The organism is Kothea flammea (assembly GCF_052161645.1).
Lineage (GTDB): Bacteria > Planctomycetota > Planctomycetia > Pirellulales > Pirellulaceae > Laterigemmans.
In genome coordinates this window covers 5,835,147-5,849,337 of record NZ_CP197414.1, presented here as the reverse complement: position 1 = coordinate 5,849,337, position 14,191 = coordinate 5,835,147, and the positions used below count along the sequence as shown (strand labels likewise).

Below are 14,191 nucleotides of genomic sequence, written 5' to 3'. Positions count from 1 at the left end.
TTGCCGGTTCCCGATGCACAAATCGACACGGAAACTCCGGGACAACGCTTTTAGAGTTGCTGGTCTTCGCTGTGCTGCTATGGGGTCTGCTTGATGCGGCCGATCACGCCGCATTGAACACCACAATCGGCGACCAACTCGCTGATCTTGCCAGCGAAGAATTCGTTGACGACAAAGACCATGCCGATCCCCAAGTTGAACACGCGAGCCATCTCTTCCGTGTCCACTTGACCGGTTTGTTGCAGCCAAGCGAACACCGGCGGTCGCTCCCAAGCATCCCAGTCGATCTCACACTCCAAACCGGGCGGCAAGATCCGCGTGAGGTTTTCCACGAGCCCTCCGCCCGTGATGTGGGCGATCCCGTGCAACACCTGCTTGACTCGATAATGCGACTGCACGGCGCGGACGGCGCGGACATAGATTTGCGTGGGGCACATGACCACGTCAGCCAGTGTCTGCTGAGCAAATTCGGCTAGGGAAGTCTCGTACGTCAGCCCCGCATCGGCGATGATCTTGCGGACCAAGCTGAATCCATTGGAGTGCAGACCCGAACTGGACAGCCCAAGTAAGACATCACCGGCAGCAATTGATTTACCGTCGATTAATTTGTTGCGATCGACGACACCGACGGCAAAACCAGCCAAATCGTAATCATCCGCACCGTACATATCGGGCATGATCGCGGTTTCGCCACCAAGCAGCGCGCTGTCGGCTTGCAAACACCCTTGGCTGATCCCGCGGACGATTTGCTCCAAACGATCAGGACAGTCGCGTCCCATTGCCACGTAATCGAGGAAAAACAGTGGTTCGGCCCCCGTGCACAACAGATCGTTGACGCACATCGCCACCAAATCGATCCCCACCGTATCGTGGCGGCCGGTCAGTTGGGCGATTTTCAGCTTTGTTCCCACCCCGTCGGTGCCGCTGACCAGCACCGGGTCTTGGTAATTTCGCCGAAACAGGGGGGAATCGAAATCGAGTCGAAACAGCCCCGCGAACCCACCATCGCTGGGAATTACCCGGGGCGAGAAAGTGCGGTGCATTAAAGAAGGCAACCGGCCCATCGATTGGGCGTAGATATCCAGGTCGACTCCGGCGTCTTTATAAGTGGCTGCCATGACTGGGGAGTTTGCGAAGGACGAAGGGAATGAACTATTTGGTGAACCAGATAGTAATCAATTTTGACCAACTGCCGTCAGGGGCGGCAGGCGAAAAACCGCGATCAACGGCTAAATGCGGTCGGGAAATCGAGAAATTACTTCGAAGCGGGAAAATTAACCACCAATAACCCGCCCCTAGGCACTAACCTGAGGAAGACCCTCGGCCGTTACGAAAACAGGCCTCATAGTGTGGTTGCGTCCGATACGCCGGGGGGATATGGCTATTGGTTTACAATTCATGCGAAGCGTCTGGGACGTGGACCAGAACGGAGTAATCCTGCCTGGAGCGCCCAGTCGCAATAGCTTTCCTCATTGTCAAGGGAGGTCTCTTCGTTAGCGGCTCGCCAAGTGGTGTGTTAGGTCGTGCGATGGCAAGAATGCGAGAGTCTTTGCCGGTTATCGCCGAACCGTGTTTCGATCGAGTGGTAGTGTTGACTGATGACTGCAGCTAACGGTCATCCTCGCCCATTTCCAATCGTCAGCGATGCATCCTCACAAGAGTCTGGAAGGACCTACCTCTATGCTCATGCGTCACCCGCACCCCGAATTGCAATTCACTTACCAATTGCCCTTTGGCGCCATCTCCAAAGAAGGCGGTGTGCAGTTTTCTGTATTCAGCCGAAGCGCAACCTCGATGAGCCTTTTGCTCTACTCCCGCCTTGGCGATCGCGAACCGGCCGAAGTGATTCACTTCGACCGTGACACCGATCGCTGGGGTGACATCTGGAGTGTCTTCGTGCCCGGCTTGAAGGCTGGTCAGTTGTATCACCTGCAAGCCAGCGGGCCATTTGATCCGGCCGTCGGGCATCGCTTTGATGCTTCCGCTCGCCTGATTGATCCCTACGCCAAAGCCCTGGCCGGCACCTTTCAGCGCAGCACCGACGGAGTCATTCGACCGCCCAAGTGCGTTGTTGTTGATGATGACGATTTTGACTGGGAGGGCGACCGTCACCTCCGCTATGACTTGTCGGAGTCGGTGATTTACGAGATGCATGTCCGCGGCTTTACCAAGAGCCGCACGGCTAAGGTCAACGCGGCTGGTAGCTACTTGGGGGTCATTGAAAAAATTCCTTACCTGCAAGCGCTGGGCGTTTCAGCGGTCGAGTTAATGCCGGTCCACGAGTTCCCGATTCGCGACGTGATGGGGAATCGCCCCGAACGGCCCAACTACTGGGGCTATGATCCGATGGCCTTCTTTGCTCCGCACCGCGGCTACGCGCATGGTCGCCAGCCGGGAGCTCAGGTCAACGAGTTCAAGACGATGGTCAAAGAGCTCCATCGCGCCGGGATCGAAGTCATCCTCGACGTGGTCTTCAATCACACCTGCGAAGGTAACGAGCATGGTCCCACGCTGTCCTTCAAGGGGCTCGAGAACCAGGTCTATTACATCCTCGAGGACGGCGGCAGCAGCTATGCCAATTACAGCGGCTGCGGCAACACCTTTAACGGCAATCACCCCGTCGTCAGGGAAATGATTTTCCACTGCTTGCGACACTGGGTCCACAATTATCACATCGATGGATTCCGCTTTGACTTAGCCAGCATTCTCAGCCGCGATCGCTACGGGAACCTCGTTCCCAACCCGCCAATCGTCGACTTGATCGCCGAAGATCCGATGCTGGCTGATACCAAGATCATTGCCGAAGCTTGGGATGCCGCCGGTGCTTATCAAGTCGGATCGTTTGGCGATTTAAGGTGGGCCGAATGGAACGGACGCTACCGTGATGATGTCCGTAAATTCTGGCGAGGTGATGGCGGCACCTTGGGGGCGGTTGCCACGCGCTTGGCTGGTAGCAGCGACCTCTATGAACACGCCGGTCGCGCACCCTTCTGCAGCATCAATTTCATCACCTCGCACGACGGTTTCCCCCTCAACGACCTCGTCTCCTACCGAGACAAACATAACCTCGCCAATGGCGAAGAGGGCCGCGATGGTGACAACAACAACCTCAGCGACAACTACGGTGTGGAAGGGCCCACGCGGAAACGTGGCATCAACGAAGTTCGCTTGCGACAAATTCGCAACATGCTGACCACGCTGATGCTCAGCCAGGGTGTGCCGATGATGGTCAGCGGTGATGAATGTCGCCGGACCCAAAAGGGTAATAATAACGCCTATTGCCAAGACAATGACATTAGCTGGTTCGATTGGCGACTGGTGGAAAAGAACAGCGACTTGGTGCGCTTTACTTCCGCCCTGATTAAATTCCGACGCGATCAACCGACCGTACGTCGCAAAACGTTCTTGACCGGTAAACCGTCCGAAGGCCGGCAGATGCCCGACCTCTCCTGGTACAGTCCTTCCGGTCAACCGCTGGCCTGGGACCAAAGCCACTTGGCGTTGGCGGCGTTCGTCACCGCTCCACCGCTGCCTGACGATCCTGACCGACGCGGCCGCGACGTCCTGTTGCTGCTAAACTCGTCCGGCGATCCGGTCGAATTCCATTTGCCGGAGCAGGGCCGCGGTTTACAGTGGAACTTGTTCGTCGACACCTCCGCTCAAGCACCGGCTGACATTTTTCCGGAACTCGATGGCCCGGTGCCACCGAGCAATCGGAAAGTTGAAGTCTCTTACAAGAGCATGAAGGTCTACGTCAGCGAACCGCTGCATCGCTAAGTTGGCGGCATCGCTAAGTTGGTGGGCCTTGAGGTTGTTCCTCAGCGGATTCCAAATTCAGCTCCGGCAGCGGTTCGGCTGCCGGTCGCGGGGCCTCCCAGAGGTCCTCGATCTCTTGCGAATTGGCGCTCCGCCGCAACAGCAGGTATAGCCAACTGACCAGCGACCAGCCGACGGTTACGACGGCAATCTTTGGCAACAAGAGTAAAACCGTTTGAGCCCAACGCGGTCCCGAACTGAGTGTCGCCGGGGCAGCATCGCTTGCTCCCAGGCCAGTGGTGGTTGCCGATTCGATCAGCACCACGCCAACTTGTCCAGCTCCCGCTGCCAAACGGGATAAGATCAGTAAGGCAATGAGTCCCAATAAAGCGTAGCCGACCAACTGTAGCGGTCGCCGTAGAACGTACTCATAGCCTCGGCTGATGCCATCAAAGGCGTTGCCGTCGCGTTCCAGCGAGATCGCCGCCCAAGCCAGCGGGATCGCGGCCAGCGAGCCGAACCCAATTAAGCTGGCGGCTAGGGCCAAGGGGATCCCCAAAATCTGCAGCGCCCCAGATAGGTAGAATCCAACGGCCGGGATCTTCACAGCCATCGCGGTCAGCCAAAAATAAAACCAACCGCCAGCCAGCACGATCAAGGGAATGAGAACCGCACCCAAATAGGCCGGCAGCCGCGCGGCGACCAAACGCAGCAATTCCCAACTCCCCATCGGCAAACGGCCAGCCATCGCCAGCCCGCTTTGCCGCATCAGCATCGCGGCAGGGAATACCCAAATCGCGATCAGCCCTAGCTGCCGCAGCAGCAACCAGCCCAGTTCCGTCGCGCTGGTCACGTTCCCCAGTAAAGCGATCCAGGGACCGGCAACGGCCGTTGCTCCCCCCAGTAGCCAGCTGTCCGCCCAGGCGACCGCCCCCACAAAGGACTCGCCGGCTCGCGAGTCTTGCTGGGAATGTAATAAGTGATCCGTCGTTAGCCAGTCCGCTGCCGTGAGGGCCAAACCGACTAATAACCAATGAATCACGCTGGTCGCGGGGCGTAGGCAATCTCCCATCGCCAACCACGGCAACGCATCCCGCCAACTTCGCAATCGCAACAGGAACCCCTGCTCCAAAGTCGACATTGGACCCGTCGCTTGGCCGGTTGTTGTGTGGCTAGCCGCCGTTTGGCCGGCATTGGCCTCGCTCGATTCGTTAGGCTGCGACGCGGTGGGTGGGACCATCATAACGCTGGGAAATCACGCGGTTTGTAACATTCGTCCGGCGGCACTCCGCTGTCGATCTTTATACCTGCACAGCCACTCGCGACCAGTCCCCCGCGGCGGTCCCCCACGATGGTCCCTCGACAAGCTCTCGCGAATGCCGAAGCCGTGGCCGATTACGCCCAGCGGCCAATTGCCGCCGGGCTGCCAAGGGGGGTAGCGAAGTCGGCAGTATCCCTATCTAATGAACATCTGGCGCTTTCCCCCAGCTGACCCATATATGGATAACTGTTTTGAAGTTTGCGATTTGTAACGAAACGTTCGGTGATTGGCCCTTAGAACGCTCCCTCGAGTTTGCTGCCGAAGCAGGTTATACCGGCTGGGAAGTGGCACCGTTCACACTCGGTGAGGATCCTTTGGCCCTTTCCGGTGTCGAACGAAATCAGTACCGCACGGATGTATCCCAGGCCGGTCTCGAAGTTGTCGGGCTGCACTGGTTGTTGGCGAAGACTGAAGGCCTCCATTTAACCAGCCCTGATGCCCGCATCCGCAAGGCAACTTCCCAACACCTCATCGACTTAGCCCACCTCTGTGGTGAACTCGGCGGCAAGGTGATGGTCCTTGGTTCTCCTCAGCAACGCAACATTGCCGACGCAATTTCGGTTCAAGAAGCCTACATGCACGCCGCCAACGTGCTTCGCGCGGTGGTCCCCACGCTGGAAAAAACTGGGGTAAAAATTGCTCTCGAGCCGCTCGGCCCCGAAGAAACCAATTTTCTCAATACGGCTGAAGAAGCTCGCCGCTTGCAAGCCCTGGTCGGCAGCGACCACATCAGTCTGCATCTCGACATGAAGGCGATGAGCAGTGAAGAAAAATCAATGCCCGAGCTGATTCGTGAAAACCAAGACTGGTTGCTCCACTTCCACGCCAATGATCCCAACCGTCAAGGTCCCGGCATGGGCGATACCGAAGTCGCTCCCGTCTTCGAAGCCTTGACTGAAATCGGTTACGACGGCTGGGTCAGCGTCGAAGTCTTTGATCACGAACCGGGTGTCGAACGACTCGTCAAGGAAAGTATGGCCAACATGCAAGCCGCCGTGATGGCCAGCTAAGCACCTCCCCATGAGTCACAAAGCAAAACGGCATCAGCCGGAACGCGCTCGCGTCCGGTTCGATTCCGCACGCTGAATGCTTCACGCCGGTCGGCTGCCTCACAATCCCGCGATCGCGGCTTTCCAACGAACGATGCGATTCGTTAAATAACTAATCGCATCGACCAGTTCTTTCGGCGCGGCCGGTTTGATGAAATATTCATCGGCGCCCATCGTGAATGCGGAGCGAATCGCATTCGGCGAATCGTGTCCCGTGACAATGATCACCTGGATTAATGGATCGAGTTGCTTGATTTTCTTTAGCAGATGAAATCCGTTTTTTTCATCCATGTCTAAATCGGTGATCACCACATCTTGGTGCTCGGTGCTGACAATATTCAATGCCGAGAGCGCATCGGATGCTTGGCGAACCGTGGCGCCCTCACCAAAGAAAGCCTCCACCTGTTTGCTTAACAAGCGTAATATCGACTGGTCATCGTCGACGATCAACAGCCTCAAATGAGTGCTGGTCGTGACCTCTACTTGCTCAGCGCTGGCTGTCATCGTATCCCACCTTTCGCTTTGTTCGAATTAGAATCAACTGTTTGTAGATGTTTCTTCGTGCGGCACGCTTGCCGCCCCTGGATGAAGATCTCGCGGTTGTACAATAGTGGGAAATAAAACATGCAACTCGTCAGCATGCTGAACGGCGATATCCACTCCAGCACCCGCGGTTCTCCTTGTTGAGGCGATGTTCGCCCACGTTTTGCCAAGCCTCCGTCTTGCCGGCGTGGGACCGCACGGACGTAACGCATTGGTCTGTCTAATCGCAGCCATGCCAGTTTGCCCAGCCAGCCGCGACCTAATTCACTTACGTTCTGCATGATCAAATTCTCTTTGCAGGGCCTGCTGTTGTCACGTTATCCAAAGTAGCGATCCCAGGGACTCGCAATCGTCGCTTTTGTTGCCTTCACATCTTTTTCGCGAGCAGGCTCCGGCGTGGTGACATCCCGCTCCGTCACGTGATTCACTTCCTCCTCGGCTCGCGTCAGTTTTTCCAATTCCAGCAAGTCGGCCGACACTCGCTGTTCGACTCTGGCAACGTCCCCTCTGGAGACCTGCTGATGCGTCTCAATCTGTCGACTTTCCAACTGTTGACGCTGTTGCTCCGCGGCGGCGATCTCCCCTGCCATTCGCGATAGCTCTCCCTGCAACCGCTCCAGTGACTTCTCGGTTTCTAGCCGTGAAGTTGTAATTGCTGCTTGGCGGGACTGTTGGACTTCAATCGCCTTTCGTATTTCTTGCTTCTTGCGCTGCAGGGCATCGCCCTCCACTCGCATGCTGTCGACAGCCGCACTCAATTGAGTCCGTTCCATCGCCAATTCGTCGATCTCAGCCCGCATAAAACCGCGCTGATCCTCCAACTCGCTGGCTGCCGCTTGCAGATTTTCCCGCTGCGAAACCAGCGACTCCAATTCCGCAACCAGGATTTCCCGTTGCTGCGTCGACTCGCCAATTTCGCTGCTCAGCAGCGACCTTTGACTTGCCAGGTGGTCAACTTCAGCCTGCATCGCGGCTCGCTGGCTTTCCAACTGAACGGTGGCCGACTCAAGACTGGCTTGTCGCGAAACCAGGGACTCCAGTTCTTTAGCCAGCGTCTCACGTTGTTGTGTTGACTCGCCGATCTCCGCGTTCAGCAGCGATTGTTGGTTTGCCAGTGCGTCAATTTCGGCCTGCATCGCGGCCCGCTGATTCTCTGATTGACTGGTTGCCGTCTCGAGACTTGCCTGTTGCGAAACGAGTGATTCCAGTTCTTTAGCCAGCGTCGCACGTTGTTGTGTTGACTCGCCGATCTCCGCGTTCAGCAGCGATTGTTGGCTCGCCAGTGCGTCAATTTCGGCCTGTATCGCGGCCCGCTGATTCTCTAATTGACTGGTTGCCGTCTCGAGACTTGCCTGTTGCGAAACGAGAGATTCCAGTTCTTCAGCCAGCGTCTCGCGTTGTTGTGTTGACTCGCCGATCTCCGCGTTCAGCAGCGATTGTTGGCTTGCCAGTGCGTCAATTTCCGCCTGCATTCTGGCCCGCTGATCTTGCAATTGACCGGTTGCCGTCTCGAGACTTGCCTGTTGTGAAACGAGAGATTCCAGTTCTTCAGCCAGCGTCTCGCGTTGTTGTGTCGACTCGCCGATCTCCGCGTTCAGCAACGATTGTTGGCTTGCCAGTGCGTCAATTTCCGCCTGCATCGCGGCCCGCTGATTCTCTAATTGACTGGTTGCCGTCTCGAGACTTGCCTGTTGCGAAACGAGAGATTCCAGTTCTTCAGCCAGCGTCTCACGTTGTTGCGTTGACTCGTTGACGTCCGCGTTCAGCAGGCTTTGTTGGCTTGCCAGTGCGTCAATTTCCGCCTGCATTCCGGCCCGTTGATTTTCCAATTGACCGATGGCCGCTTCGAGACTCGCTTGTTGTGAAACGAGAGATTCCAGTTCTTCAGCCAGCGTTTCTCGTTGCTGCGTCGACTCGCCGATCTCCGCGTTCAGCAGCGATTGTTGGCCGGCCAATGCGTCAACCTCAGCCTGCATCGCGGCCCGCCGACTTTCCAATTGCCCTGCGGCCGACTCAAGACTTGCCAAGTCGTCTTGCCGACGACCTCGCTCCAATTCCTGCTGCTGTATTCTCTGACCCAATTCCAAAGCTTCGGCTTGCAACGCCTCCGCCCGCTGTTGACGCTCCTCACAAATAGCCAACTGACGCGAGCCTTCCTCCTCAGCAATGTGCGTTTTCTCTTGCGCACTTTGTAAACTCTGCTCTGCGCTGCTGGCCTGCTCTCGAATCTGACTGAGGTAACGCTCCCACTCCTTGCTGATGCTTTGCGCTTCCTTAACTTCTGATTCGAGCTGTTGGATGCGTAGCGCCAAATCGTCACAAGCAGTTTGCTTGGCTACTGTTTCTTGCGCGAGCATCTCAACCGCGTGCTGCTTCAACGCCGTTTGTTCTTCAAGCTCGCTCAGCCTAGCCTCAGCCTGATTGAGCTCGTGCGTCTGTTCGGCTAGCTGAGTTAACATCGCTTGTTGCTGCTCCGCTAATTGTTGTGTTTCGGAATTCCGCAGAAGCAACATCTGTTCCGCATCGTCCAGTTGCTGTTGGGAGCCAATTAATTTAATTTCTAGATCGGCAATCTGACTAGTCAATTCCTCTAGGCTCTGCCTTAACTCTAGCTTCTGCGTTTCATCAAGGTTGATACTATTTCGCTGAGCATCGATTTCTTGTTGCAAAGTCTCATGCTCAGTTTTTGCAGCCTGCAAGGAGGCTTGCATCGCACTCAATTTTGCATTGTCTGCACGACAGCGGTCCGAGATCAAATCCTGAGCTTTTCGCAACTTCAGACAGGCCCCCCACCAATGATCAGTCGCTCGCTCGAGTTCACTGTGCTGCGTGGCCAGCTCTGTAACGGTTGCGGTCAATTCATCTCGCTGGCTTACCAGCTCGGCGATTCCGTTGCTGAGTTCGACGTTTTGGCTGGTTAATTCAAGGTTCTTGGCACTCAGCTCCAGGTTTTTAGTGCTAAGTTCCCCGTTCTCGCGACTCAATTCGGTGTTGCTGGTGCGTAGCTCCTGATTCTCAGTGTTGAGATTATCGTTAAGCGTACTCAGCTCAATATTTCGGCTGCTCAGCTCACTGTTCAGAGTACTGAGCTCAATGTTTTGCGAGTTTAGTTCACTGTTTTGTCTACTAAGATCACTGTTTTGTGTGTTTAGCGCATCGTTTTGGAAGTTGAATTCATCGTTGCGGGTAGTGAGCTCGCTATTTATCGCGACTAGTTCACTATTCTTAGTGTTAAGCTCATCATTCTCTGTGCATAGCTCACTATTTTTGACGCTTAACTCATTGTTCTGCGTACTAAGCTCGTTGTTTTGCGTACTTAATGCATCGTTTTGATCGCTTAATTCACCATGTTGCCTGCTCAAATCATTATTTTGCGCAATGAGCTCGTGATGTTGAGTGCTCAGTTGGACGATTTGATTGCTCAGCTCGTTATGCTGCGCGATCAGATCATGGTGCTGGTTGCCCAGGTCCATGTTTTGTGAAGCGAGCTCTTGGTTTCGATCACTTAGCTTTCCATTTTCTGCTGTCAGTTCATCATTCTGAGCGAGCAGCTCTGCGTGTTCGGCCAAGGCCTTTTCGGCATTTCGAAGTTCGACCCCGAGTTCGGCCAAGGTTGTCTTTCGTTCTTGGATCGAGGCCGTGTGCTCGCCCAATAACTCTTCCAGCGAAGTAATTCGGTCTTGAGCGGAGGTGGCTCGCGATTCCAGCTTTTCGCACTCACTGCTAATTTCGTCCACCACCTCCTGTTTGGAGGTCAACAATTGATCGAGTTCCTCGACGCGTGCCTGATATTGCTCGACGGTCGCCGCGAGGGTTTCCGTTTGTTCGGCTAGGGTTTGCGTTTTGGCCTCGGCGTCGGCTTGCTCGGCAATAGCTGCTTGCCGTAATTCAAGTTGTGATTCCAACTCCTGCTCAATACGTTCGAGCTCCACCTTTCGCTTGATGATTTCTGCTTCCAAGTCGGTAGCTTTTAGTTCCAGCGCCTGACTCTGTTGCTCCGTCGCTTCGTTTTTCGCCACCAGCTCAAGCTGGAATTGCTGGCACCAGGAAACCTCTTCCTCAGCGGCGCGAAGTATGTCAAGCTGCATGGCTTGCGATGACTCTTGGGCTGCTTGCAGTTCAGCAGCGAGATCGTTCTGCTGCTGTAGGAGCGATTGCCGCTCGGTTTGCAGCTGGGCGGTTTGTTCCTTGACTTCATCAAGTGCGGCCAACACCAGGGTCAAATCTTTGGTGGTCTGATCGAATTTTGCTTGCTGCTCGGCAAGTTCGGCTTGCGTGCCTCGAATTTGCTCGGAAAACTCGCCGCATTGCGTCTCTAACCTTCCGCGAAGCCGAGATTGCTGTTCGCAATCTTCGACCAATTGCATCAACGTCGCTTCACGCGATTCAATTAATCGGGAAGCTTCGCGGCATTGATGATGGAGCTCGTCGGTGAACTTGGCTTGAACAGACTGTTTGCGTTCCAAATCTTCGAGCGCGGATGTCGAGGTGGCGACTCCCTGACGCAATTCCTCCGCCTCCTGTTGTAGGGAGGCTAATTCCGTCCGCAGCGACTCATTTTCAGATTCCGTTTCAGTCCTTAGCTCTCGCAGCGCAGCTAGTTCCGACTTCTGCGATTCGACTTGTGTCTCTAAGTCTTGTTGCTGCTTCGCCAGGGACTGCTTGCTCTCCTCCGCTTGGGCGTTCAGCCCGCTCAACTCGGCCAGTCTCGCTTCAAGCTCAGCGATCTGCGTTTGGGCGTCTTGTTGTTGTGCGGTAACTTCACTTAGCGCGTCGCTGGCAGCCTGCAATGCTTGCTGCCGAACATGCAGCTGTTCTTGATACTCCTGCTCCGCCGCCACCTCGGCCTGTTCGATCTCAGCTTGCCTGGCCACCCATGCGGATTCCTGCCGAGCTAGGCGGTCGCGTGATTCTTCGACATCAAGGTTTAAGGCTAGACGTTCTGCTTGAGTGGACTGCAGAAGTTCCTTGAAACCGATGATGCGATCGAGAGCCTGGGCGAGCGCGGAATCAGAGGGTGTATTCTTGAGTAGTGCCAGATCAGCCATGCCGCTGACAACAACCAGTGCCGACAGAAAAAAATGACCCAGGCAAAGTGTGAGCAACTGCGAATAGTTGGCGTCCTGCCAAAGCGCTAATAAGCCAGTAGTGGTGCATAGAAGCGTTACCACCACTCCAAGCCCCAGGGTCAGTTTGCTGAGACGTGGTCGCTGGGAGTTTCTCAATTCACGGATGAGATCAGCCCGCACCTCAAACTGGCCAGGAAGCGTCTCCAATAACGTGGTTAGCTTGTCGACTTGTTCCTCACGCTCGTTCATCGACTCCGCCTTTTTGCAGCGCCATGCGATCGATGTTATCCAGTTTCTCTTCAATGCTCTCCAGCCGAGACGCTAGCATGGCTGCCTGTTCGCCAATGCCAGCAACAGCGCTGGGGGTCTCATTTTTCAGTTTTACATTCCACCAATCCATGCCGATCTCTTTGGCCTTTTCGATGGAACAGACGACGAGCCGGACTTGGATCGTCAATAATTCAATGTCCACCAATTTGACCCGAATATCTCCGGCTATGACTACGCCCTTATCAAGTACGCGTTCAAGGATATCGGCGATGGAAGAGGATGAAGTTGCCGAAGGGAGTGCAGCGCGTGTCATGGAGATGTCCCGGGTAGGAAACGGAGGGTAACCATGATTTCTTCGTAACGAGACGACACGAACCGCAAGGAAAAGGTATGTTGTGCTAACTTTTGCACACTTTGCAGTCTGGGAGGCTATGATCGCGCTCCATGTATAACGCTTATACCAGCTTTCCCAATGCACCCAGGTCTAAGTTGAGATCATCGCGGCTAACGCCAAACGACTCGCACAGTTGATCAATCGCTGCGGATTGCTTTTGCAAGCAAACACCGACGTTTTCCACTTCTTCGTCAGTGATTGTGCCGTTGTCCATCCGCCGTATCGCTTGCCTCTCCAACAATTCATGCAGCAGATTGACGATTGCCAAAGCCAAACGCCCAATCCCCGCAGCGGCGTTTTCTGCGTTTATTTCAATCTTAGGCAATGGACTGGCGTCACATGGTTGAAGCTCTTCACTTGTGATAACCACTGTGTTTACTCCTGAGATGGGGGCGAGGGAGCCGCGTGCTGGGAAGATTCAGCAGACGACTTCTCCGCCGCCTGTTGGTCCGCAATGGCATCAATCGCACATAGCAGTCCCTTGAGGCCGACGAACAGCAAGTCCACCCCCGCAACGGAGATGGTGATCTCGCCTTCCGCGGCAACACCGGTCGTTAGCAGGCGATCAAGCGCGTCGCATAGTGAGTTGCCCCCACTGGTTAGATTCCCGTTGGCATCGAGGCTGTCGGTGGGAACTGCTTTCGTGTTACTCATGCCTGCTGCCCCTGATACGCCGAGAAAGAAGTCGCTATCTTCTTTTTCGGCGCGATCGGATGATGAGAATCAACCGAGTGGGCAGATGATCGATTATGCAGACGATCGTATTATCACCTACGCTTCCTCGAATGATTCCAGCAAGTCTAGAATTGCCTGCTCTTGCTCATCGAATGCATCTTCATCCAAGGTGCCAGCTTCGAACTGGCGATGCAGATCGGTCAATTGATCCATCAATGTAAGCCGTTGCTCCTCTTTTTCCTGCTCGGCCGCTTTTGCTACTTCGCGTGCCAAAAACATCATTCCCTTGAACGGGCTCTTGGCAATATCATCGAGAACAAACATTGTGACAGCCTTTGTTAAGTGTCAATGGACAATGACAGAGCGACGAAACTGTAGGGTGGCCAAGGCCCGCTGAACGAGAAGCGAAAAGCTTCGTCAAAATTGCTAGCCACACGCTGCAAGCTTGTCTCAAATGCTTCCACATCTTCGCGATTAACCAAACAGGCCAGACGGGCGATTTCAAAATCGTTGCGGTGCGGCTGGTCCAAGATTTCCGCGGTGACGTTTTGCAGTTCGCCACACACCGCATCGGTATGCTCGGCTCGCTCTTGGTTTCGCAGTTTCTCGAACAATTGCCCGACGGCAATCATTTCATCGCGAGTCGCTTGGCCGCTGGCAATTTGTTCGCGATATTGATCTAACTCCGGATAGCGTTGCACGAACGATGCGAACACGTCTTCGCACTCCCATTGCAATACCAGAGTCATTTCCACCTTATCAGCTACCCGATTTAGCTGGTCTCTCAACTTGTCGCCGTTCGCCTCGATCAATTGATGCAACTGCTCTAGGTCGTCAGCCACCATGCCGAAAGACACGGGCAGCATGCCCACCCGGTTGGCCAATGAAGCAACGACTTGTTGGTGAGCCGCCAGATTCTTTCGTTGCGGACGCAGCTTTTTGGCGGTGCTTCGTGAAAAGATGACTGCGAAGTCGTCAATTTGTAAGACTTCCGCCGGTTGGCCTTCCAGGCCAGCTAATTCCAACTCCGCGATAGCTTCGATATCGCGTGCGTCGGCGAAAGCATAGAGATAGAGTCCAGTTTCAATGGCTGCGGCAATCGACATGATAAATC

The 14,191-nt window shown here is 55.0% G+C and carries 12 protein-coding genes; 2 read left to right on the top strand and 10 right to left on the bottom strand.

Translation table 11 applies throughout. The annotated features are described in order from the left end of the window. Positions 1–77: 77 nt before the first annotated feature. The gene (gene purM, locus SH139x_RS21885; RefSeq protein ID WP_488351893.1) at positions 78–1,118 is read right to left on the bottom strand and encodes a phosphoribosylformylglycinamidine cyclo-ligase; all 1,041 of its coding nucleotides are present in this window, start codon (positions 1,116–1,118) and stop codon (positions 78–80) included. A gap of 562 nt (positions 1,119–1,680) precedes the next feature. Here purM and glgX point away from each other — a divergent pair. Next, on the top strand, positions 1,681–3,777 hold the full coding sequence (glgX, locus tag SH139x_RS21880) for a glycogen debranching protein GlgX (protein ID WP_488351892.1): 2,097 nt from the start codon (positions 1,681–1,683) through the stop codon (positions 3,775–3,777). A 13-nt stretch (positions 3,778–3,790) separates the two neighbouring features. On the opposite strand, the gene SH139x_RS21875 is transcribed toward glgX, so the two are convergent. Continuing rightward, positions 3,791–4,999: a hypothetical protein gene (locus SH139x_RS21875; RefSeq protein WP_488351891.1), complete on the bottom strand. Its 1,209-nt coding sequence runs from the start codon at positions 4,997–4,999 to the stop codon at positions 3,791–3,793. 269 nt (positions 5,000–5,268) lie between these two features. Between SH139x_RS21875 and SH139x_RS21870 the strand changes: the two genes are divergently transcribed. After that, the gene (locus tag SH139x_RS21870) at positions 5,269–6,087 is read left to right on the top strand and encodes a sugar phosphate isomerase/epimerase family protein (RefSeq protein ID WP_488351890.1); all 819 of its coding nucleotides are present in this window, start codon (positions 5,269–5,271) and stop codon (positions 6,085–6,087) included. Positions 6,088–6,186: 99 nt separating this feature from the next. Here SH139x_RS21870 and SH139x_RS21865 read toward each other — a convergent pair whose 3' ends face one another. The 8 genes from SH139x_RS21865 to SH139x_RS21830 all read right to left on the bottom strand — a co-directional run bounded on the left by SH139x_RS21865 (position 6,187) and on the right by SH139x_RS21830 (position 14,183). Beyond that, positions 6,187–6,630 carry a response regulator gene (locus SH139x_RS21865; protein WP_488351889.1) on the bottom strand — a complete coding sequence of 148 codons (444 nt, stop codon included), beginning with the start codon at positions 6,628–6,630 and terminating at the stop codon, positions 6,187–6,189. After that, positions 6,627–6,950: a hypothetical protein gene (locus SH139x_RS21860; RefSeq protein WP_488351888.1), complete on the bottom strand. Its 324-nt coding sequence runs from the start codon at positions 6,948–6,950 to the stop codon at positions 6,627–6,629. Before SH139x_RS21860 ends, SH139x_RS21865 begins: the two co-directional genes overlap by 4 nt. A 36-nt stretch (positions 6,951–6,986) precedes the next feature. Continuing rightward, on the bottom strand, positions 6,987–11,987 hold the full coding sequence (locus tag SH139x_RS21855; protein ID WP_488351887.1) for a hypothetical protein: 5,001 nt from the start codon (positions 11,985–11,987) through the stop codon (positions 6,987–6,989). Then, a complete protein-coding gene (locus SH139x_RS21850; protein ID WP_488351886.1) occupies positions 11,974–12,321 on the bottom strand; it encodes a gas vesicle protein in 348 nt (115 codons plus the stop codon). Before SH139x_RS21850 ends, SH139x_RS21855 begins: the two co-directional genes overlap by 14 nt. A 142-nt stretch (positions 12,322–12,463) precedes the next feature. Then, entirely contained in the window at positions 12,464–12,772 is a 309-nt protein-coding gene (locus SH139x_RS21845; RefSeq protein WP_488351885.1) for a gas vesicle protein K, read from the bottom strand. Between the two features lie 5 nt (positions 12,773–12,777). Continuing rightward, on the bottom strand, positions 12,778–13,056 hold the full coding sequence (locus SH139x_RS21840) for a gas vesicle protein (protein WP_488351884.1): 279 nt from the start codon (positions 13,054–13,056) through the stop codon (positions 12,778–12,780). A gap of 117 nt (positions 13,057–13,173) precedes the next feature. Continuing rightward, entirely contained in the window at positions 13,174–13,401 is a 228-nt protein-coding gene (locus tag SH139x_RS21835; RefSeq protein ID WP_488351883.1) for a gas vesicle protein GvpG, read from the bottom strand. Between the two features lie 14 nt (positions 13,402–13,415). After that, complete coding sequence (locus SH139x_RS21830) at positions 13,416–14,183, bottom strand: GvpL/GvpF family gas vesicle protein (RefSeq protein ID WP_488351882.1); 768 nt, start codon at positions 14,181–14,183, stop codon at positions 13,416–13,418. Between the last annotated feature and the right edge of the window lie 8 nt (positions 14,184–14,191).